Annotated in this window: 20 protein-coding genes; 12 read left to right on the top strand and 8 right to left on the bottom strand. The window is 62.8% G+C overall.

All coding sequences use genetic code 11. From position 1 onward, the window contains the following. Positions 1-256 (top strand): D-aminoacyl-tRNA deacylase (locus tag U1F38_RS16460; protein ID WP_409988159.1); only part of this gene is annotated, 256 nt, incomplete at its 5' end. A gap of 183 nt (positions 257-439) precedes the next feature. Here the strand turns inward: U1F38_RS16460 and ybeY are convergent. Then, a complete protein-coding gene (gene ybeY / locus U1F38_RS16465; protein ID WP_409988160.1) occupies positions 440-931 on the bottom strand; it encodes an rRNA maturation RNase YbeY in 492 nt (163 codons plus the stop codon). A gap of 53 nt (positions 932-984) precedes the next feature. On the opposite strand from ybeY, the gene ttcA reads away from it, so the two are divergent. Beyond that, positions 985-1,923, top strand: a complete 939-nt coding sequence (gene ttcA, locus U1F38_RS16470) for a tRNA 2-thiocytidine(32) synthetase TtcA (protein ID WP_409988161.1) — start codon at positions 985-987, stop codon at positions 1,921-1,923. 14 nt (positions 1,924-1,937) lie between these two features. After that, positions 1,938-2,600: a hypothetical protein gene (locus U1F38_RS16475; protein ID WP_409988162.1), complete on the top strand. Its 663-nt coding sequence runs from the start codon at positions 1,938-1,940 to the stop codon at positions 2,598-2,600. Here U1F38_RS16475 and U1F38_RS16480 read toward each other — a convergent pair. Continuing rightward, on the bottom strand, positions 2,591-3,835 hold the full coding sequence (locus U1F38_RS16480) for an MFS transporter (RefSeq protein WP_409988163.1): 1,245 nt from the start codon (positions 3,833-3,835) through the stop codon (positions 2,591-2,593). The genes U1F38_RS16475 and U1F38_RS16480 overlap by 10 nt on opposite strands. A gap of 146 nt (positions 3,836-3,981) precedes the next feature. Between U1F38_RS16480 and U1F38_RS16485 the strand changes: the two genes are divergently transcribed. The 4 genes from U1F38_RS16485 (at position 3,982) to U1F38_RS16500 (ending at position 9,053) form a co-directional block, all read left to right on the top strand. Continuing rightward, positions 3,982-4,632, top strand: a complete 651-nt coding sequence (locus U1F38_RS16485; RefSeq protein WP_409988164.1) for a histidine phosphatase family protein — start codon at positions 3,982-3,984, stop codon at positions 4,630-4,632. A gap of 182 nt (positions 4,633-4,814) precedes the next feature. Then, a complete protein-coding gene (locus U1F38_RS16490; RefSeq protein WP_409988165.1) occupies positions 4,815-5,978 on the top strand; it encodes a DSD1 family PLP-dependent enzyme in 1,164 nt (387 codons plus the stop codon). Positions 5,979-6,780: 802 nt separating this feature from the next. Then, complete coding sequence (locus U1F38_RS16495; RefSeq protein WP_409988166.1) at positions 6,781-7,590, top strand: DUF6694 family lipoprotein; 810 nt, start codon at positions 6,781-6,783, stop codon at positions 7,588-7,590. 314 nt (positions 7,591-7,904) lie between these two features. Beyond that, complete coding sequence (locus tag U1F38_RS16500; RefSeq protein ID WP_409988167.1) at positions 7,905-9,053, top strand: hypothetical protein; 1,149 nt, start codon at positions 7,905-7,907, stop codon at positions 9,051-9,053. Here U1F38_RS16500 and U1F38_RS16505 read toward each other — a convergent pair. Continuing rightward, positions 8,942-9,952, bottom strand: a complete 1,011-nt coding sequence (locus U1F38_RS16505; protein WP_409985509.1) for an IS5 family transposase — start codon at positions 9,950-9,952, stop codon at positions 8,942-8,944. The two genes, U1F38_RS16500 and U1F38_RS16505, sit on opposite strands and share 112 nt — an antisense overlap. A 95-nt stretch (positions 9,953-10,047) precedes the next feature. Here U1F38_RS16505 and U1F38_RS16510 point away from each other — a divergent pair, with 95 nt between their 5' ends. The 5 genes from U1F38_RS16510 (at position 10,048) to U1F38_RS16530 (ending at position 14,829) form a co-directional block, all read left to right on the top strand. Continuing rightward, entirely contained in the window at positions 10,048-11,451 is a 1,404-nt protein-coding gene (locus U1F38_RS16510; protein WP_409988168.1) for a hypothetical protein, read from the top strand. Positions 11,452-11,525: 74 nt separating this feature from the next. After that, positions 11,526-12,275, top strand: coding sequence for a restriction endonuclease (locus U1F38_RS16515; RefSeq protein ID WP_409988169.1), 750 nt, complete (start codon positions 11,526-11,528; stop codon positions 12,273-12,275). Between the two features lie 181 nt (positions 12,276-12,456). Then, a complete protein-coding gene (locus tag U1F38_RS16520; protein ID WP_409985509.1) occupies positions 12,457-13,467 on the top strand; it encodes an IS5 family transposase in 1,011 nt (336 codons plus the stop codon). A gap of 83 nt (positions 13,468-13,550) precedes the next feature. After that, positions 13,551-14,063, top strand: coding sequence for a hypothetical protein (locus U1F38_RS16525; protein ID WP_409988170.1), 513 nt, complete (start codon positions 13,551-13,553; stop codon positions 14,061-14,063). 130 nt (positions 14,064-14,193) lie between these two features. Next, positions 14,194-14,829, top strand: a complete 636-nt coding sequence (locus tag U1F38_RS16530; RefSeq protein ID WP_409988171.1) for a hypothetical protein — start codon at positions 14,194-14,196, stop codon at positions 14,827-14,829. Positions 14,830-15,269: 440 nt separating this feature from the next. Here the strand turns inward: U1F38_RS16530 and U1F38_RS16535 are convergent, their stop codons facing one another. From U1F38_RS16535 to U1F38_RS16555, 5 genes are all read right to left on the bottom strand, one after another. Further along, positions 15,270-17,195, bottom strand: coding sequence for an FMN-binding glutamate synthase family protein (locus U1F38_RS16535; protein ID WP_409988172.1), 1,926 nt, complete (start codon positions 17,193-17,195; stop codon positions 15,270-15,272). Between the two features lie 128 nt (positions 17,196-17,323). Further along, positions 17,324-17,854 (bottom strand): CinA family protein, encoded by a 531-nt coding sequence (locus U1F38_RS16540; RefSeq protein WP_409988173.1) that lies wholly within the window; start codon positions 17,852-17,854, stop codon positions 17,324-17,326. Further along, positions 17,851-18,453, bottom strand: a complete 603-nt coding sequence (locus U1F38_RS16545) for a phosphatidylglycerophosphatase A (RefSeq protein WP_409988174.1) — start codon at positions 18,451-18,453, stop codon at positions 17,851-17,853. The genes U1F38_RS16540 and U1F38_RS16545 overlap by 4 nt, the downstream gene beginning before the upstream one ends. Positions 18,454-18,716: 263 nt before the next feature. Beyond that, entirely contained in the window at positions 18,717-20,321 is a 1,605-nt protein-coding gene (locus tag U1F38_RS16550; RefSeq protein ID WP_409988175.1) for a DUF4139 domain-containing protein, read from the bottom strand. A gap of 101 nt (positions 20,322-20,422) precedes the next feature. After that, positions 20,423-21,055, bottom strand: a complete 633-nt coding sequence (locus tag U1F38_RS16555; RefSeq protein ID WP_409988176.1) for a glutathione S-transferase family protein — start codon at positions 21,053-21,055, stop codon at positions 20,423-20,425. Between the last annotated feature and the right edge of the window lies 1 nt (position 21,056).

Raw genomic sequence — 21,056 nt, forward strand, 5'->3', positions numbered from 1 at the left:
CGTGGCCGGCGGCTTGCTCGTCGTCAGCCAGTTCACGCTGGCGGCCGACACCGCGGGCGGCAACCGGCCCAGCTTTACCCAGGCCGCGTCGCCGGAGGAGGGGCGCCGCTTGTACGACCACTTCGTCGCGGCGGCGCGGGCAGCGCATCCGCAGGTAGCCACGGGCGAATTCGGCGCGGACATGCAGGTGGCGCTGGTTAATGACGGGCCGGTGACGATCCCGCTGCGCGTTGTGCCGGGTGCGCTCAAAGACTGAACAGCCGAACGCTGAGGCCGCGAAGGAATCGCCAAGGGCGCAGAAAATCAATTTTGATAGCGCCTTGCGCATGCTGGACGAGCGCTCCATCCGGTTTTCTGCCACCCTCTCTGCGGGAGGGCAGGGGTGGGGGCCAGCGGCGCATGAACATGCCTGCCGGCAAGATGCCGGCGCGCCAGGCTTTCAGCGCTTGCGCCGGCTGCCAGGCGGCCTGGCGTAAGGATCGGCAAACCCCAGCGCGGCCAGGATCGCGCTCTCGCGCGCTTCCATCGCCTCGGCGTCCTGCTCGCTGGTCTCGTGGTCCCAGCCCTGCGCGTGCAGCGCGCCGTGCACCAGCAGGTGCGCGTAGTGCTCGGCCAGCGGCTTGCCCAGCTCGGCCGCCTCGCGCGCCACCACCGGGGCGCACAACACCAGGTCGGCCATCACCACGGGCGCCGGTGCGTAGTCGAAGGTCAGCACGTTGGTGGCGTAGTCCCTGTGGCGGTAGTCGCGGTTGAGCGCGCGGCCTTCGTCGGCGTCCACCACGCGCACGGCGATTTCGGCCGTCTGCACGTCGTCACCCAGCGCATGACGCAGCCAGCGTGCCACACGGTGGCGCGGCAGCGCCGCGCGGTGCGTGCTGGCTTCGTCGAAGCGGGCAATTTGCAGCGAAAGGCTGAGGGTTGGCAGCGGCATCGCGCGATCATGCCGCAAAGCCGGCGGGCTGCGATTGCGGGACAATCCGCGCCATGACTTTCCCGGACATCGAATTGCCAGAGCGTGCCGCTTCGCACGACGCCGCCGAGGGCGGCGCGACCGCCGGCCCCGCGGCCCGCACGCGCGACGAGCGCGAAGCCCTCAAGCTCGAAAAGCGCCTGTGTCGCCAGGTCGGCCAGGCCATCGTTGACTTCAACATGATCGAGGCCGGCGACCGCGTGATGGTGTGCCTGTCTGGCGGCAAGGACAGCTATGGCCTGCTCGACGTGTTGATGAAGCTGCAAGCGCGCGCACCGATCCGCTTCGAGTTGGTGGCCGTCAACCTGGACCAGAAGCAGCCCGGCTTTCCGGCCGAGGTGCTGCCCCATTATTTGCAGACGCTGGGCATCGAGCACCACATCGAGACGCAGGACACCTACAGCATCGTCCGCGCCAAGATCCCCGAGGGCAAGACGACGTGCAGCCTGTGCTCGCGCCTGCGCCGGGGCATCCTGTACCGCGTGGCGCGTGAACTGCGCTGCAACAAGATCGCGCTGGGCCACCACCGCGACGACATGCTGCAAACGTTTTTTCTCAACATGTTCTTCGGCGGCAAACTCAAGGGCATGCCGCCCAAGCTGGCCAGCGACAACGGCGAGTTCATCGTCATCCGCCCGCTGGCTTACGTGGATGAGCGCGACCTGGTGGCCTGGGCCGCGCACAAGTGCTTTCCCATCATCCCCTGCAACCTGTGCGGCAGCCAGGAGAACCTGCAGCGCCAGCAGGTGGGCGAGATGCTGCGGCAGTGGCAGCGCCAGCACCCCGGCCGCATCGAGAGCATGTTCACCGCGCTGCAAAACGTGGTGCCTTCGCATCTGATGGACGCGCGCCTGCACGACTTCAGGCACCTGCAGGCCAGCGGCGTGTTCGACGAGATGGGTGACAAGGCGTTCGACGAGGAACCGATCGCGCCCCCGTCGGTTCCAAACTGAATCGGGAGTCGCTCATGTGGATCGCACGTCTGGCCGCTGTTTTGTTCGCCGCCCTGGGTCTGGCCGGCTGCGCCAGCGGGCCGCGCATCGTGGCGGCCGAAGTGCGTGCCAACGCCGCGCAAGGGTCGGGCGCGGCGCTGTTGCAGGCGGTGCACTATCGGTTCGATCCGCAGCCGCCGATGGCCGGCCAACCCGCGCCGGCGCAGGTCGAAGCGCTGGCGCAGGCGGCACTGGCCCGCGTGGGCGCCGTGCGCGACGATGCGGATGCGCGCGTGAGCGTGCAGGCCAACGCCAGCGTGGCGACCGCCTGGGCCCGCAGCTGGGCCGAGCCCAGCAATGCGAGCATTGCCCTGGGCTTTGGCGGCGGCTGGCGCGGCGGCGGGGTGGGGTTCGGTTTTGGTGGTCCGCTGTGGTGGGACGATTCGGTGCCGGTCTACATCAGCGAAGTGAGCCTGGTGATGCGCGACGTGCACAGCGGCCAGATCGTGTATGACACGCGCGCCCGCCACGATGGCACTTGGTCCAACACGCCCGCCGTGCTCAGCGCCCTGTTTGTCGCGGCGCTGCAAGGCTATCCCGCACCGCCCATCGGCCCGCACCGTGTGGATGTGCCCTTGGTGCCGGTGCCGGAGGCGCCGCCCGCGCCCGCCATGGCGCCCGCGCCGGCTCAGCGCTGAGCCGGCGGGTGCGTGGGTGGCTGCGGCAACCACCAAAAGCCGAAAGCGCCCAGCACCAGCAGCACGGCGATGCTGCCAAACACCGGCCCGAACGGGTCGATGCCCTGCGCCTGCGCGATGGAGGCGAGGGCGCCCGTGGCCCACTGCATCAGCGCCACGCCCATGAACAGGGCCATGGTGAACAGGGCCATCGCGCGGCCGATGACGGCCGGCTCGTACGCATCCTTCACGTCCGGGTATTGCAGCGTGCCATAGCCCGAGACGGCGCAGACCAGCCCCATCAGCGCCACCTCGGCCCACGCCCCGATGTGCAGGGCCATGGCCGCGAACAAGGCCGCCGAGGTCAGCGTGCAGCCCAGCATCCACGCGCGGCGCCGGCGCGGCCCGGGGTCCAGCCGGCCGAACAGCGGCAGGCTCGCCAGCGCCACCACCGACACCGCCACCGCCAGGTTGCCCGCTTGCACCAGGCTCCAGCCGTAGCGCTGCATCATGGCCGGCCCCAGCCACAGCCCGCGCAGCGCCACGAAGGAGGCGTAGGTCACCAGCGCCAGCGCCATGATGCCGGCGGTGTGCGGCACCCGCAGCAGCGCGCCGATGGTGGCGACGGCCTGGCGCAGCGACTCGCGCGGCGCGCCCGCCGCCGGGGGCGGCTCGTGCATCCACAGCGCGATGGCGCCCCAGGACAGCGCCGCGCAGGCCGCCAGCACCCAAAAGCCCATGCGCCAGGAGCTGACCTCGATCAGCCAGGCCAGCGGCGTTCCCGTGACCAGCATGCCCAGGCCGCCCACCGCCAGGATGATGCTGGACACCATGGTGTAGCGCGCCGGCGCAAAGTGCCGCGCAATGTAGATGGTGCACACCAGAAAGGCCGGCGCGCAGCCGATGCCGATCAGCACCTGCCCGATCACCAGCCACGTGAAGCTGCCCGCCAGCGCCGACATCACCGCCCCCAGCACCATCAGCGGCGTGGCCGCCAGCACCGTGCGCTTGAGCCCGTGCATGTCGATGCCGATGCCCATCACCAGCTGCAGGCCGCCAAAGGCAAAGTGATAAGCCGCCGCGAAGGTGCCCAGTTGCTGCGGCGACAGGTGCAGGTCCGCCTGCAGCGGCAGCGCCATGATCGCGGCGATGGTGCGAAACGCCTGGCTCATGGCAAAGCCGGTCGTCAGCAGCAGCAGCGCGGCCCAATGGCCGCCGGCCGGTGCGTGAGGGGAAGGGGCGTCGGGAGCGGTCATCGAAAGCGAGGATGGGGGCATGCAGGAGGCCGTTGGCAAAAGTCGAAAGGCGGTTTGCCGGCGACTGCCTGCGGCCCCGCATCGGAAGGTTAACCGCTCGCCCGCGCGCGGCCGGGTCGCTTGCGGGACGGTGGCATGATGCCCGGATGGAATCGACCCGCCTTTTGCTGGTGCGCCACGGCGAGACCGCCTGGAACGCCGACGGGCGCCTGCAAGGCCACCTCGACATCGCGCTCAACGACGTCGGCCGCGCGCAGGCGCGGCGGCTGGCGGCGGCGCTGGCCGACGAGCGCGAGCCGATCGACATCATCTACAGCAGCGACCTGGCGCGGGCGCTGCAAACCGCCCAGGCCGTGGCCGATGCCACCGGCGCGCCCCTGATCGCCACGCGCGCGCTGCGCGAGCGGGACTTCGGCGCCTTTCAGGGCCGCAGCTTTGCCGCCATCGAAGCCGAACTGCCCGACGAGGCCGAGCGCTGGCGCCGGCGCGACCCCGACTGGGCGCCGCCCGGCGCGGGCGAATCTTTGCTACAGTTTAAAGAGCGTATCACGCACGCCGTATGCGCGCTGGCGGCCAAAAACATCGGCAGGCACGTGGCCATGTTCACGCACGGCGGCGTGCTGGACGTGCTGTACCGCGCCGCCACCGGCCTGGGCTTGCAGGATGCGCGCACCTGGCGGCTGGACAACGCCGCCATCAACCGCCTGCTGTGGACCCCCGACGGCGGCCTGACCCTGGTCGGCTGGGCCGACAGTTTTCACCTCGAGGACGAAGCCCGCGATGAACGCTTCACTTGAAATGAAACACCCCCAGCCTCCACTCGCTGCGCGATGTTTCGCCCACCCCCTTGCAGGGGGCATCGCCAGTGGCCGGGGAGACCCCGGCCACGGCGATCGCTGGCCTGGCCTGCTCCGCGGCCCTTCGGCTCTTTGGGTGTTTCATGCTCTGCGGGTGGCGCGCAGCGCCATGAACAACTGAAATGGTGCCAACCTTGCAAGCCCTCGTCGGCCAAGGCGTGGACGCCATCGACACGCCCGCCCTGGTGGTGGACCTGGACGCCGCCAACCGCAACCTGCAGCGCATGGCCGAGTTTGCCGAGCGCCACAACGTGCGCTTGCGCCCGCACGCCAAGATGCACAAGAGCGCCGCGTTTGCCCACATGCAGCTGCAGGCCGGCGCCGTCGGCCTGTGCACGCAGACCGTGGCCGAGGCCGAGGTGCTGGCCGCCGGCGGTGCCAACGACCTGCTCATCAGCAACCAGGTCGTTGCCCCCGCCAAGCTGCACCGCGTGGCCGCCCTGGCCCACCTGCTGAAAGGGCGCGGCGGGCGCCTGGCCATCGCCGTGGACAGCGAGGGCGGCATCGAGCGCCTGGCCCAGGCCATGCGCCTGACCAACGCCGCCATCGACGTGTTCGTCGAAGTGGACATCGGCCAGGGCCGCTGCGGCGTGGCGCCCGGCGCCGCCGTGGTCGATCTCGTGCGCACCCTGGCGGCGCGCGCGCCCAGCCTGCGCTACGCCGGCCTGCACGCCTACCAGGGTGGCGCCCAGCACCTGCGCAGCGTGGCCGAGCGCCGCGCCGCCATCGACCGCGGCGCCGAGCAGCTGCGCGCCACCCGCGCGCTGCTGGACGCGGCCGACCTGGCCCCGCCCCTCATCACCGGCGCCGGCACCGGCACCTTTGCCCAAGAGGCCGCCAGCGGCCTGTGGGGCGAGATCCAGCCCGGCAGCTTCCTCTTCATGGACGCCGACTACGCCCGCAACCAGCGCGACCCGGCCCAGCCCCCGTTCGAGCACGCGCTGTTCGTCAAGTCGCAGGTCATCAGCGTCGCCGCCGGGCACGCCGTGTGCGACGCCGGCCACAAAAGCCACGCCATCGACAGCGGTGGCCCCACCGTCCACCCGCTGCCCGGCCAGCCGCCGCTGGCCACCCAAAACGGCGGCGACGAAGCCACCATCCTCACCCCGCTCGAATCCGGCGGCGAACTGCCCGCCCTGCCGGCCCTGGGCGACACCGTGTGGCTGATCCCCGGCCACTGCGACCCCACCGTCAACCTGCACAACCAGCTCATCGCCGTGCGCGGCGGCCTGCAAGAGGGCCGCGTCGAAGCCGTGGTGCCGGTGCTGGCGCGCGGGGTGTGGTGAGGCGCCGCGCTCGCGCCAATGCCCGCCGGCTGTGGCGGACGGGCAAGTTGCGTTGATGGGGTGGTGGTCAAAACGTTGGCATGAAGCCACCGAACTGCGCAAAAACCACAATAGCGGCCAACCAGAGCCCCGCCATGTGCGCCGGCTGTGATACAACTGGAAGCACTCGCCATCTACACTCTTTACCTCTGGATGAGTCGGTATGGTCGTGGCAGCGATTTCTGGTGGTGGTGGGCTGGAACGGATGTTGGCCGCCGGGGTTCGTCTGGAATGTTTTGGACTTGGTGAAATGTCGGTGGAACAAATCGCCGAGGCTTGGCTGAACACTCGATCCGTCCGCTAAATTTTAGGTTTGCCTAAACCCAGAAAATTCAATGTTTGATGGGCGTCAGGCTGGTGTGATCGATTTATCTGACTTCGACGTTCCAGTCTTTCGTCATCTAATCCTAGTTCCACGTCATTCGCGCTGCGTCGGACGAGAGATTTTTATTGGAATGCCTAACACAGATTCAGGCGGTTTATGAAATGGCCAAAATCTGATACCCTGTGCTGCGCTTACAAGCTGCGCGGCATAAGCGAGCTTAATGCGGACGCAGTTTTCAGCGCAGCATGAACGTTGATCGAATTCAACCTGTTCTCGCCGAATTGTCGGGTGCAAAAACCAAAGCTGATGCGGAGGTCCGCGCGAACGACGTTGAACTACCCGTTCGAGTCAACGTGGCGCTTCGCGCCACATTGCTCAACTTGATTCGTTAGATGCCATTTGCCGTTCTGGCGAATTCACACAATAGGAGTTTTCTCTATGAAACGAATTTCCTGGGTTGCCGTCGCATTGCTCACGCTTGCTATGGTGGGGTGCAGCAAGCCAACAATTGATGCTTCCAGCGATGAATCAATGAAGGCATCCGCCCAGAAGGTTAGGGAAAGTCTGCCGGAAGCTAAGCGAGCAGAGTTCGATGAGGCCATCCAAGTATTGGCATTTAGCCAAATTGATCTGGCAGCCATCATGGCTGGTGGTGCATCAAGTGCTTCTGTTGAGGCAAAGATGAAGGGCGCTTTGGATGGAAAAACCGCAGAAGAAGTGATTGCCCAAGCCGCACAAATGAAAGCTGAGCGCCAAGCGCGCGAGCGGAAACAAGCCTTAGCTGAAATACAAGAGCTTGAGAAAAAGCGTGTCGATGCTGAAAAAAGCAGAGAAGAGCTAAAAAAATTTGTTGTGCTGCGCTCACGTTTCCATGTTCAAGAACAACGCTTCATGGGCAAGCAGCCAATTATTGAAATCACTGTAAAAAACGGCACAAACAGCCCCGTTTCTCGCGCATATTTCAATGGCGTAATTGCAAGTCCAAATCGCAGCGTGCCTTGGCTTAAAGATGACTTCAACTACAGCATCAAAGGCGGGCTAGAACCGGATGAAGAAGCCTCATGGAGCCTCGCGCCAAACATGTTCTCAGATTGGGGGAAAGTAGAAGCCCCCGCTGATGCAGTGTTTACGGTTACGGTAGAGCGACTGGATGGCCCAGATGGTAAAGCCCTATTTTCAACACGCGGCTTTGATGAAAATGACGCCAAACGCCTCGCAGAGCTAAAGAGCAAATACGGCGTCAAGTAGGTGGCATCTAACAAGGCGCTCCAGCCGATCGTCAAACCGCTGCGCGGTTTGCCGTCGGCTGAGCTTTGGCGTTAGGCAACACAAATCAGACAGAACGGTAGAATGCGCTATGACGGGATGGCGGACGAGGTCTTCATTTGCTCGCGATCTTCGCTCAGGGCTTTTTCTAAACAATGTGTTCATTTGCTTAAATGTGACGCATTGGCCAATTGAAAAATTCTTCTAAAATCAACGGCTTACAAAAATATAATGCGGCCGGAGTAAAGCTGCATTTCAAAACACCCCTAAGAAGGTGCGATTAAGAAGGTGAAATTGTGGAAATTCGCTTTGAGTTTATTGATGAAGAGGCAAGAAGGTCTTACGAACGTTTCTTCTTCGAGAAAATCTGCTCGATGGTTATAGGGGGTCGACAAAACTTCACGGTCCCATTGCCACAGGTAGAAGGTCTCTATTTCACATCCGTTCAGGATACGGTTGAAAGACTCACGGACCTATCCGGAAGGCTATCGACGTTCCAGTGGAGAAACTGCATCTTCGCTCCAATAAGTAGGTCTGTAAGACCGAAAGACATCTACGAGGAAATATTCAAACAACTCAAATCCACGGTCCCATCATTGTTTGTGCGCTCCTATGTGTACCTGATATTCATCAAGCTCGAATCAAACGATACTTCGTCGCTCGATTTTGGAGAAGCTATCCAGCCCACGACAGTATGCCCAAGCGCTAATGATTATCAGATCTACTACTGGAACACCAAGTACGAAGTCAGACTTGGTAGGAAAAAGAACCTATTTGGTGATTCTGGCACTGATGCGTCACAAAATAGAAGCGAACATGTTGGTGGTTTGGACAGCGATGAAGCTACGGAGATAGAGGCAAGTCCCGAGAAGTTATTCATCGTACAAAACCCCGCACATGAACTCCAAAGAATACAAGATTCCAACTCGGACATCATTGACGCCTTCAGGGCCTTCAATAATATGCTCCCTCTAGTGGATCAAACCAAACACTATCTTGATAAAATTACAAAAGAAATTGACGAAAACGTGAATGCGCGAGTTCTTGTTGAAGGCCCTGCGCGATCAGGCAAGACAGTTTTGGCGATGTCGTTATTGGCGAAGTACCCGAAGTCAAAAATGCTGTTGATGAACTGGTACTTCTATGACGCGCTAATAGATGCCTTTAAAATTTGGGCCGAACTTTCTAGGGAACCACTGAACAATGGCCGCCGAAAGCTCGGCCATCAGAATTTGCATCCTTCGTTTCATGATGCGGCTTGCGGTTTGCGACTCGGGCTGTTTTCAAGCCTTGTTTTTGCCTTTTCGGCCTCTTTGAAGCCCCGTTTGCGCTTTCAAGGCGCACCTGTGCCTTGCAACTGCAATAGCGGCATCTTGAGCAACACCAGGTTGGCCAACGCGAACATCACGTTCAGTTGGCTCGCGTTCTTGGCCAAGCCACGATAGCGCAGCTTCTTGTGGCCAAAGAGGTTCTTGACCACGTGAAACGGATGCTCGATGCGCGCGCGAATCTGCGCCTTCACCCGCTCCAGCGCCTGCTTCAACTGCTTGGTCAAGCCCTCGGGCATGGCCTTGATCTTGTGACGGCGCTCCGCGACGTGCCAGTTGACGTCCGCTTTGATGCGTCCCTCATCTTGCGCCGCTTTGACCTCCTCGCGCTTTTCAACGCCCGTGAAGCCTGCATCGGCGTGTACATCGCTTTCCTGACCGTGCAGCAGGTGGTGAGCGTTGGCCACGTCCGACTCGTTGGCTGCGGTGACATGGATGCTGTGCACTGCACCCGAGTCAGAGTCGGCCCCGATATGCGCCTTCAACCCGAAGTGCCACTGATTGCCCTTCTTGGTCTGGTGCATCTCGGGATCGCGCTGGCCATCCTTGTTCTTGGTGGAACTCGGTGCGGCGATGATGGTGGCGTCAATCATCGTTCCCTCACGCATGAGCAGGCCTTGCTCGCTCAGGTGCTGGTTGATCTGCTCGAAGATCGCCTTGCCCAGCTCGCGCTGCTCGAGCAGGCGGCGGAACTTGAGCAGCGTGGTGGCATCGGGTGCGCTCTCGCGCGCCAAGTCGATACCCACAAACTCGCGCATGGCGCAGCTGTCGTACAGCGCATCTTCCAGCGCCTCATCGCTGAGCGCGTACCACTGCTGCACGAAGTACATGCGCAGCATGCGCTCAAGGCCGATGGGCGGGCGGCCAACGCGGCCACTGCTGGGGTAGTGCGGCTCAATGAGGGCCAGCAGGCGCTGCCAGGGCACCACCTTCTGCATCTGGCCCAAGAACTTCTCGCGGCGCGTCACGCGCTTCTTGCCTGCATACTCCAAGCTGGCAAAGCTGACTTGTTTCATGCTCCGAGTTTAGTAGCAAACGCAGCAATCGACCATCGGGGTTGGCCCGAATAAATCAGCGTTTCCCTAGGGACGAGATCGAGCAACTATTCGCGATGCCGCAAGTTACGGAGAAGCTTGTTGCATCCGGCAGAAGGAAGCTCAACGAGTTCAAGACCTGCCAATCCGATACGAGGCTGTTGGATGTTGCTTTGCGGACAATAGAATTATCCGCCAACCATCTTCACAAATTGCCTAAGTGGTCGGCATACACTAATGGATTCCCAACCCCTAAGCATGAAAAGGCCGACGAATGGAGAGCCAAACCTATAAATAAGAGCGCTGTTGGCGATCTTGTCCCAGTAATTAAAAAGAAGGGCGCCGAGCTTGTAATGCAAATCGTTGAGGTCACGGAGAAACATGTTGACGGCTCCGCCTCTGTGAAAAATTTAAACGGAGCACTAGAATTCACCATTGGCGATAAAGAGCGCCTGCTGGAATACAAGAGCCAAATTGAAGCGGGACGAGGAAGGCAGTACATAGCCGAAATACTAAAAGATATCGCTGATGCCCTACATGACTCTACTCAGAGGTTTTTTCACCACAATCTTGAACAAGCCAAGGGATGCTGGATTAAAAGGGGAAATCCTACGACCTGCAACATCAGTAATCAGGATCTAATAATCTGCGACGAGGTTCAGCGACTTGGTGTAATTCCTGAATTCCACAATCGTGACAAGTTTGATGAAACTCACGCAATCTTCGAAAGCTCTCGGCAGTCATTCCTCTGCGGCGACGATTTTCAGATGCTCAATCCTATTTACGATCAAGGTATTGGCGCAATCGAACGGATTGCCGACGAAGGTATTACTAGACTCCGGCTACCTGAGTCCATCGGAGTGCCGGCAGAAGTTGGCGAGTTAATCAAATACTTGCTCGACGAGCACAGCATCCCTGAACGCTGTTCAGGCTTTGAAGTCCAGCTTCTGCACAGAGACGACATCAAACTTGTTAAGTTGTTTGAGGCTGATGGTTCTACGAAGAAGCACTATGCGATACCGAATAACCATGGCTTCTATCACAATGAACCGTATATCCTGAAAACAAAGGCTAGCACGATGAAATGTAACGACAAATGCGAGCCATACTGTGAACACAAGAGGATTCCGATGCTCACCGACGACTTGCGTCAAAAATTTAAATTCTTCTGTTCTGAGGCAGTAATGCCGAATTTCGCATTGTCAGCATATGAATTGATTTCCCGAGAAGTGGAGAGCGTCTATTTGAAGATCCCAAAGGAAATCAATCTTGATGTAGTAAGACGACCAATCAACCGAAAATCATATAATGGAATCAAGGACAGAAACTGGAAGAAGCAACATCTTTATGTCCTAATGACTAGGGCAACCATGAGACTTGTAATAAATGTTGAAGATAGAGCACTCTATGATTATTTTTCCGAAAGACTGCGGCTGGCTAATGGTTCCAGGAATGCTGTCTCCCAAGCGTCGTTATGCTAGGCCACGACATGCCTAACCAATTCGTTCGACCCGCATCGCCTTCGGCGAGCGGGTCAACTCAAACGTTATGTCGTATGATCACCCGCAACGCCCCTGATAACTGGCAGGCACTACAGACGGAAGTAGGACGCGTACTTTCCGAGTGTGGCTTCACTGTCGAAGTCGAAAAGAAGGTCCAATCAGCACGTGGAATCGTCGAGCTTGATGTTTATGCCGAAGAGACCGTGCGCGGGAGAAAGTACGCCATTGCATGTGAATGCAAGTACTGGAAGTCGCGCATTCCTCAGGCAGTAATTCATGGCTTTCGCACGGTGGTGCAGGAGATTGGAGCCAATATCGGCTACATCGTCTCCATGGAGGGTTTTCAGTCTGGGGCCATAGCAGCGGGTGAACTGACAAACCTAAAGCTTGTGACTTGGCAAGAATTTCAAGGCATTTTTGAAGAGAGCTGGTTCGAGGAGTACTTCACCAAGCAGGTTGACGAGAAGCTCGACGGATTGATGACATACGCTGAGCCTTTCCTGCCGGTGTGGTTCGATCGGATGACAGAGGAAGATAAAGCAACCTACTTCTCCCTGAAGGAAAGACACGATCTCTTCGGAGTTGTGATGCAGTCGCTTGGTCCATACAGCCGCGTATTCCGTAGAGATCCAATTCCAACGCTGCCACTTCGAGATCGACTAAAGTCAGACGCAATCCTGAGCACAATTCCAGACCACATCCTAGATGAAACAGCGTATCGGGAGCTGTTGGAATCTTCAATAACTCATGGCGAATCGGCGCTGGCTAAGTTTCGCGTGCTGCGGGACAAATATGCGACATAACCAGTCGCTCCAGCCGACCGCCTTCGGCGGCGGCTGAGCTTCAACGTTAGCCAGTAGAACCACAGATGCCAGAAACTAACAGTTCTGAATTACTTAAGATTAAAATTTCCATATGGGAAACGCTGATTTATTCGGGCCAACCCCGATGGTCGATTGCTGCGTTTGCTACTAAACTCGGAGCATGAAACAAGTCAGCTTTGCCAGCTTGGAGTATGCAGGCAAGAAGCGCGTGACGCGCCGCGAGAAGTTCTTGGGCCAGATGCAGAAGGTGGTGCCCTGGCAGCGCCTGCTGGCCCTCATTGAGCCGCACTACCCCAGCAGTGGCCGCGTTGGCCGCCCGCCCATCGGCCTTGAGCGCATGCTGCGCATGTACTTCGTGCAGCAGTGGTACGCGCTCAGCGATGAGGCGCTGGAAGATGCGCTGTACGACAGCTGCGCCATGCGCGAGTTTGTGGGTATCGACTTGGCGCGCGAGAGCGCACCCGATGCCACCACGCTGCTCAAGTTCCGCCGCCTGCTCGAGCAGCGCGAGCTGGGCAAGGCGATCTTCGAGCAGATCAACCAGCACCTGAGCGAGCAAGGCCTGCTCATGCGTGAGGGAACGATGATTGACGCCACCATCATCGCCGCACCGAGTTCCACCAAGAACAAGGATGGCCAGCGCGATCCCGAGATGCACCAGACCAAGAAGGGCAATCAGTGGCACTTCGGGTTGAAGGCGCATATCGGGGCCGACTCTGACTCGGGTGCAGTGCACAGCATCCATGTCACCGCAGCCAACGAGTCGGACGTGGCCAACGCTCACCACCTGCTGCACGGTCAGGAAAGCGATGTACACGCCGATGCAGGCTTCACGGGCGTTGAAAAGCGCGAGGAGGTCAAAGCGGCGCAAGATGAGGGACGCATCAAAGCGGACGTCAACTGGCACGTCGCGGAGCGCCGTCACAAGATCAAGGCCATGCCCGAGGGCTTGACCAAGCAGTTGAAGCAGGCGCTGGAGCGGGTGAAGGCGCAGATTCGCGCGCGCATCGAGCATCCGTTTCACGTGGTCAAGAACCTCTTTGGCCACAAGAAGCTGCGCTATCGTGGCTTGGCCAAGAACGCGAGCCAACTGAACGTGATGTTCGCGTTGGCCAACCTGGTGTTGCTCAAGATGCCGCTATTGCAGTTGCAAGGCACAGGTGCGCCTTGAAAGCGCAAACGGGGCTTCAAAGAGGCCGAAAAGGCAAAAACAAGGCTTGAAAACAGCCCGAGTCGCAAACCGCAAGCCGCATCATGAAACGAAGGATGCAAATTCTGATGGCCGAGCTTTCGGCGGCCATTGTTCAGTGGTTCCTATGGGAAAAAGTTGTCGATGTGCAGATGCACTTTAACGACTTATGTCTAAGAATAAGAAATTTTGCAATATCAATACTTGGTGTATTGCTAGGCGCAGCAGCAATTGCGTACAGGTTTGCCGGACATATTAATATTTTTTCATACAAAATTCCAACCGCCTCCATATTTATAGCCATTTCAATTGTTGTGTGGCTTGCCTTTTATCTTATGGATAGATATTGGTATCATGAATTACTTAAAGGCGCAGTACATCACGCACAGAAAATTGAAGAATCCCTCAAAGCAACCACCCCAGAAATAGAACTTGCCAACTCCATTAGAGAGCAAAGCCATAGCTCGCTAAAAATGAATGCTGCAAAAAAATTGAACATTTTTTACTGGAGCATTCTGGTTGTTCAGATATTGGCACTTTTATTGTTATCTACAGATATTGTCAAAGTATCGGTCTAACTATTCATCGCAGCCGACCGCCTTCGGCGTCGGCTGAATTCAGGGCGTTGGCCCGTTTTCGTGTATCGAAAATTCGCCAGTCCCGCAGTCTCTGCTGTTTTTCACAGAGATTTAATATATAAGGAAACTAATGGAAGTAGCACTCATAGCCAAGCTCTTGGCAGCCCTCATTTGGGGAATAGTTGTTGGGTTCTTCGCGAAGCGAAAGAACAGAAATCCATGGGGCTGGGGGGTTGCGGGAGCGTTTTCCTGGCTCATCGCGCTAGTGGTCTTGGCATTTCTTCCGTACAAGTGTCCGAAATGCGAGCAATCAATTACGAACGACCAAGGGAAAGACGAAGTTTGTCCGAAGTGTGGCTCATTCGCCGCCACCTATCGCAGTCCAGACGGAGGAAAAGGTCCGCAACGCGCGCAGGATCTTCGCGAGCAGCCAACAGCAGAAGCCAATGAGCTCCATTGGACAAAAGCACTGGCCGAATTTGACGGCGAGTCACGACGCCCTGGTCTCTGGGCCAGATTGTTCGCGGAAGCTGGCGGCAACGAGACTGCCGCAAAGGCAGCATACTTGAAGGTACGAGCTGCAGAACTGGCAAATGAACCTCCGGCCTTCATATCCGAACTTCGAAGTAAAGGTTACAAAGTCGAGCTCATCGAGTCGCGATGGCATATAGTTAGCCCCGGCGGTGGCTCCACGACCTATTGCCACTCGTTGGCTGATCTTGAGCGCGAAGCGACATACGAGCTGAATCGTCTTGCAAAGGCATAAGCCTGTCATGCTCTTGGAAGTCCAAGCCTAACTCTTCCGTCGCCGACCCGCCTACGGCGGGCGGCTTACCTTGCCCGCTAGGTGGTTCTTAGGGTTGGGGGAAAATGGGGTCAGATCAACATTAAAGGCCTTTGGGTTCGCGGGGGTGGGGTGATGGCGCTGGGCACGGCGCGGGCGGCGTTGGATTGCTCGGCACCAGGTGGGTTACGGCGCCGGAAAGGTCCTTGCTGGTTTTCTCGACAATCTGGCCGGTGAGATTGGCGAGCAGGTCAGGGAAAAAATAGGGTCAGATCAACATTAAATTTTGATTCACCGACCCCATTCCACCAACACCTTTGGCCGTGAATAGTCCAACCGGCGCAGCCCCGACTCGATCCGCCCCCCGGCTGTAACGCTCGGCTTATTCCCGCCCGCCGCGGCGCCAATGCACCGCGTCGTCCCTACACCACCTGATCTTCGTGCGCGGCCGGCGCCGGCGCGCCACCGGCCCCGTTGGCGCCCGATGCCGTCCACTCCTTGGGCACGTGGGTGGGGGTGGTGGCGCTGGGCACGGCGCGGGCGGCGTTGGATTGCTCGGGCACCAGGTGGGTGATGGCGCCGGGGTGGGGTGCGCGGCGGCGGGTCAGGGCTTCGGCAATTTGCGCGGCCGATGCGGGGCGGCCGGCGACGGTGGGGCGGATGTCGGGCGCGGCGTCCGCCTCGGCGCTGTCGGGCAGGCGCGGGTTGAAGCTGTGCGCGTCGGCCAGCGGCCAGTACAGGCGGTACACGTTGTTCTGGTGCGCCAGGTCGCTCAGGATGGCGCCGGGCTTGATGGTGGGCATGATGGCCGACAGCAGGCGGATGCGCTCGCTGTCGATGCGCCGCACGATGTGGTGGGTGCTGAGCTGATCGGGGTGCATCAGGCCGGCGGCCTGCAGCAGCTCTTTGAGCGCATGCAGGGTGTTGGCGTGGTACTGCGCCACGCGCGGGGCCTTGTCGGCCACCACCAGGGCGCGCTCGCGCTTTTGGTCTTGCGTGGTGATGCCGGTGGGGCAAAAGCCGCTGTGGCACACCTGCGCCTGGATGCAGCCCAGCGCCATCATGAAGCCGCGCCCCGAATTGCACCAGTCGGCGCCCAGCGCAAACATGCGCGCCAGGTCGAACGAGGTGATGACCTTGCCGGCGGCGCCGATCTTCACGCGCTCGCGCAGGCCGGCGCCGATCAGCGTGTTGTGCACCAGGTGCAGGCCCTCCTGCACGGGCGCGCCCATGTGGTCGGCAAACTCGATGGGGGCGGCGCCGGTGCCGCCCTCGGCGCCGTCCACCACGATGTAGTCGGGGGTGATGTCGGTCTCGAGCATGGCCTTGACGATGCCGAACCATTCCCAGATGTGGCCGATGCACAGCTTGAAGCCCACCGGCTTGCCGCCCGACAGCTCGCGCAGCCGCGCGACAAACCGCATCAGCTCGACCGGGTTGGAGAACGCGCTGTGCGCCGAGGGCGAGATGCAGTCCACGCCCACCGGCACGCCGCGCGCGGCGGCGATCTCGGGCGTGACCTTGGCGCCGGGCAGCACGCCGCCGTGGCCGGGCTTGGCGCCCTGGCTGATCTTGATCTCGACCATCTTGACCTGCGGCTCGCGCGCCTGCTGGGCAAAGCGCTCGGCGTTGAAGCTGCCGTCGGCGTTGCGGCAGCCGAAGTAGCCCGAGCCGATCTCCCAGATGATGTCGCCGCCGTGCTCGCGGTGGTAGCGGCTGATGCCGCCTTCGCCCGTGTCGTGCGCAAAGCCGCCGATCTTGGCGCCCTGGTTGAGCGCCAGGATGGCGTTGGCCGACAGCGCGCCGAAGCTCATGGCCGAGATGTTGAACACGCTGGCGTTGTAGGGCTGCGTGCAGGGCGAGGCGCCTGCGCGCGGCGTGCCGGGCTCGCCGCCGATCCAGATGCGAAAGTCGTGCGAGCCGATCTTGGTGGTTTGCAGCGAGTGGTTGATCCACTCGTAGCCCTTGGCACCCACGTCCAGCTTGGTGCCGAAGGGCCGCACGTCGGGCGCGCCCTTGGCACGCTGGTACACCACGGTGCGCTGCGCGCGGGTAAAGGGCTCGCCCGCGTCGTGGTCGCCCTCGACGAAATACTGGCGGATCTCGGGGCGGATGAACTCCAGCAAAAAGCGCATGTGCCCCAGCACGGGGTAGTTGCGCAGCACCGCATGGCGCGTCTGCGTGTAGTCGCGCCAGCCCAGCAGCGTGAGCGCGCCGAAGACCACCAGCGGCACCCACGCGCCGCGCCCCCAGATGGCCAGCGCCACCCCGCTGAGCACCACGCCCAGCGCGCACAGGGCCCAGGTGGTGAATCGAATGCTTTGCGCAAAAGGCATGGGCTTGGACATGGGCGAGGCTCCGGGCGAGTGGGCGGCGGGTGGCCGCGCCGTCCGGATCATCTTACCGAACGCTTGCCAGCGCCGGGCGTGCCCGCTGGGCGCGGCGCGGCACGACGCGTGCGGCGCCTCACCGGCTCTCAGGCCGGCGGCAGCAATTCAAGCAGCCGTGCCAGCGCGTGCGCCACGGTCTGCGCGCGCACGGCGGCGCGGTCGCCGTCGAAGCGGCGGCACTCGGTCTCGGTCACGCCCGGCACGTGCCAGCCGAACCACACCGTGCCCACCGGCTTGTCAAGACTGCCGCCGCCCGGCCCCGCCACGCCGGTGACGGCCACGCCGACGTGCGCGCGCGCATGGGCCACGGCGCCGCGGGCCATGGCGCGCGCCACCGGCTCGCTCACCGCGCCGTGCCGGGCGATGACGTGGGCGGGCACGCTCAGCAGCTCGGTCTTGGCCGCGTTGCTGTAGGTGACGAAGCCGCGCTCGAACCAGTCCGACGAGCCCGCCAGGTCGGTGCAGGCGGCGGCGATCAGGCCGCCGGTGCAGCTTTCGGCGCTGGTCATCATCCAGCCGCGCTGCGTCAGCGCTGCGGCCAGGCTTTGAACGATTTGGGCCGCTTGCGCGTGTGCAGCCTGCGCAAGCAGCTCATTTTTTTGTAGTGAATCGGTCATAGCGCACGCGCCAGCGCGATCACCAGCAGCGCGCAGGCGGCGGCCACCAGGTCGTCCAGCACGATGCCCAGGCCCCCGCGCCAGCCGCGCGCGTCGTGAAACAAGCGGTCGGCCCAGCCCACCGGGCCGGGCTTGACGGCGTCGAAAAACCGGAACAGCGCAAACGCCGCCAGCTGCATCCAGAAGCCCGCCGGCAGCACCAGCCACAGCACGATCCAGAAGGCGACGATCTCGTCGGCCACCACGGCGCTGGGGTCGGCCACGTTCAGGTGGTCGGCGCTGACGGTGCAGGCCCACCACGCCACCGGCAGCGACGCGGCCAGCAGCCAGCCCAGCTGCGCGGGCGACAGCCACAGCCCCAGCACCACCCAGGCCAGCCAGGCCCACAGCGTGCCCACCGTGCCCGGCGCCACCGGCGACAGGCCCGAGCCGAAGCCCAGGCCGATGCAGTGCGCCGGGTGGGCGCGCAGGAAGCGGATGCCGGGGCGCACCGGGGCGGCCGGCGGCGGCGCGGCGGGCGGCGCCTGCCCCGTGCGCGCGCGCGCGGCCACGTCGGTCACGTCGGTCACGTCCTCGCGCGGGCGATCCGACAGGCTCATGTTTTTTCTCCCTCCCCCCTTGGGGGAGGGTTGGGGTGGGGCCGGCGGCGTATCCGCGGCGCGCGCGGGCGGCCCCCATCCCAGCCTTCCCCCAGCGGGGGAAGGAGCAAGACCGGCGCGTGCTCGGGCTCATGCTGTTTCTCCCTCCCCTCTTGGGGGAGGGTTGGGGTGGGGGCCGGCGGCACATCCTGGGCGCGCAGGGGCGGCCCCCATCCCAGCCTTCCCCCAGCGGGGGAAGGAGCAAGGCCGACGCGTGTTCGGGCTCATCGCCGATCCTGCAACTGCTCGTCCTTGGGCCAGCTGATCACGTGCCGGGCGCTGAAGGCCTGCGTGGCGCCGGCGGCCAGGGGCTGCTCCCAGGCCACGGTGCCCACCTGGTCGTGCCAGCGGGTGGTGCTGGGCTGGGGCTGGTAGGTGGATTCGACGCTGACCTTGTCGTTGTCGGGCACGGGCGCCGCGTCCAGCACCTGCAGCTGGATGGCGGTGGTGTGGCGGTTTTGCACGGTGTAGCGGCGCTCGTCGGTGCGCTGGTTGCGGGTGCCGATGAAGCCGCCCGTGCCCTGCTGCTGCTCGGGGCGCTCGCTGCGCACCGTGACCAGTTCGTCGCGGCCGAAGGCCAGGCCGTCGCGCGCGCTGCGTTCGGCGTCGAAGCGGCCGCTGCCCACGAAGGCGCCGTCGCGCACCAGGCTGACGGGGCCGGCGGGCCACACGCCGGGCGGCGCGCTGAAGTTGGCGATCAAGTAGGCGCTGGCGTCCAGCGCGGGCGTGGTGCGCGTCAGCAGCTGGGCATCCAGCGCCTGCTCGCCCAGCACCAGCGTGATGCGCTCGCCGTTGGAGGGTACGCTGACGCGCTGGGGCACGGAAAACTCGGTGGCAAACGCGCCCTGGAACACGCTCACGTCAAAGCTGGGCGCGGCCTCGAACTTGGCCGCAGCCGCCGCGGGCGCGGGCGCCGGCGCGGCCATCATGCGGGCCTGCATGGGCGGCGGCTCGGGCGGCTGGATGCCCACGCGCCAGGGCGGCGGCAGCGGCCCCTGCGTGGCCGCGCCGGGCTGGCCGGTAGACAGCGTGATGCGCACGCCGTCCCAGTCCTCGCCCGTGCTTTGCGCGACCTGCGCCAGGCGCGTCAGCTGCAGTTTTTTCGTCGCGCTGTCCAGCGTGGCGCGATAGGCCGGCTGCCAGCCGGGCCCGCGCACCTGATACGACAGGCGCACCGGCCCGCCCTGCGGCGCGGCCAGCGTGACCTGCACCACGCTGACCTGGGCGCGCGCGCCGCCGGTGCGCTCGCGCTCGGCCAGCAGGGGTGCCAGCTCGCGCTCGATGGCCTCTTGCTGGCGCGCCAACCGGTGCTGGCGCACCAGGCCGTCCTGTCCGCTCTGGCGCAGCGCGGCGGCGGTGGGGGCGATCTGCGCCGGCGGCGTGGCGCGCGCCTGGTCCCCGTTGGTGCCGAAGCTCTTGAGGTAGCCGGTGGCGAGGTCGATGCCGGCCGACTCGGCCTTGAGTGCGGCGATCTGGTCTTGCAGCGCGTCGATGCGATCGTCCAGCGGGCTGGCGCAGGCCTTGCCCAGCAGCGCGCGCGGCTGCTGGCGCACGCTGATCTCGCCGATGCGCACGGTTTGATCGCCCGCGGCTTGCAGGCTGGCCGCGTCCAGGGCGGCGGGCAGGCAGGCAAACACGGCCTTGTCCGCGCCGGCGGCCACGCGCAGCTCGCGCATCACCGTGGCCGAACCGGGGTAGAGCGTGACGGCGCTGATGCGCGAGCCGCCATCGGCCGCCGGTGCGCCGGCGCGTGCCGAAGGCGCGGTTTGTGCGCCAGCGCTGGCGGCAACGGCCGCCAGACCGGCCAGCAGAAATGCAAAACGATTCATGGACAGAAGGACCCCGAGCTTGAGCCCATGCATCGTAGCAGCGGACCCCTCATCCTCGCGACCCGCGCTGATCCGGTCGTCGCCGGAACGAATGGCACCGGTCAGGTCTTGCCGGCCGCTGCCTGCAACTGCGCCGCCAGCTCGTCGTCGATGGCGTTGGCGCGCCGCGCCGCCGGGCGCTGGGCGTGCAACTGGGCAAAGCGCACGAACTCGGGGCGCGGCTCGAGCATCTTGAATTGCAGGTAAAAGCCGATCAGCGAGGCGACGAACAGATCGGCCGCGGTGAAGTACTCGCCTGCCAAGTGATCGCGCCCGCGCACGGCGCCCTCCAGCGTATCCAGCGCGTCGGCCTCGCTGCCGTAGCCGGCCTGCTCGGGCTTGGCCAGCGTGCCGACGCTTTTGGCGGTGAGCAGGGCCTCGACCGGCCCCATGAAGCTGATCCAGCGGTAGTAGGGGCCGCGCTCGGGCGTGCCGGCTGCGGGCGCGAGTTTTTTCTCGGGCACCAGATCGGCCAGGTACATCAGGATGGCGGCGTTTTCGGTCACCACCGTGTCGCCGTGCTTGAGCGCGGGCACCTTGCCCATGGGGTTGATGGCGCGGTAGGCGGGCGCCTTCATGGTGGTGCCGTATTCGAGCACCTCGGTGGCGTAGGGCAGGCCGGTTTCTTCCAGCATCCAGCGCGTGACGCGGCCGCGCGACCAGGGGTGGGTGTAGAAGGTGATGGGGGCGGTCATG

Origin of the sequence: Ottowia sp., from assembly GCF_046348305.1 — a bacterium.
Classification (GTDB): domain Bacteria; phylum Pseudomonadota; class Gammaproteobacteria; order Burkholderiales; family Burkholderiaceae_C; genus Ottowia.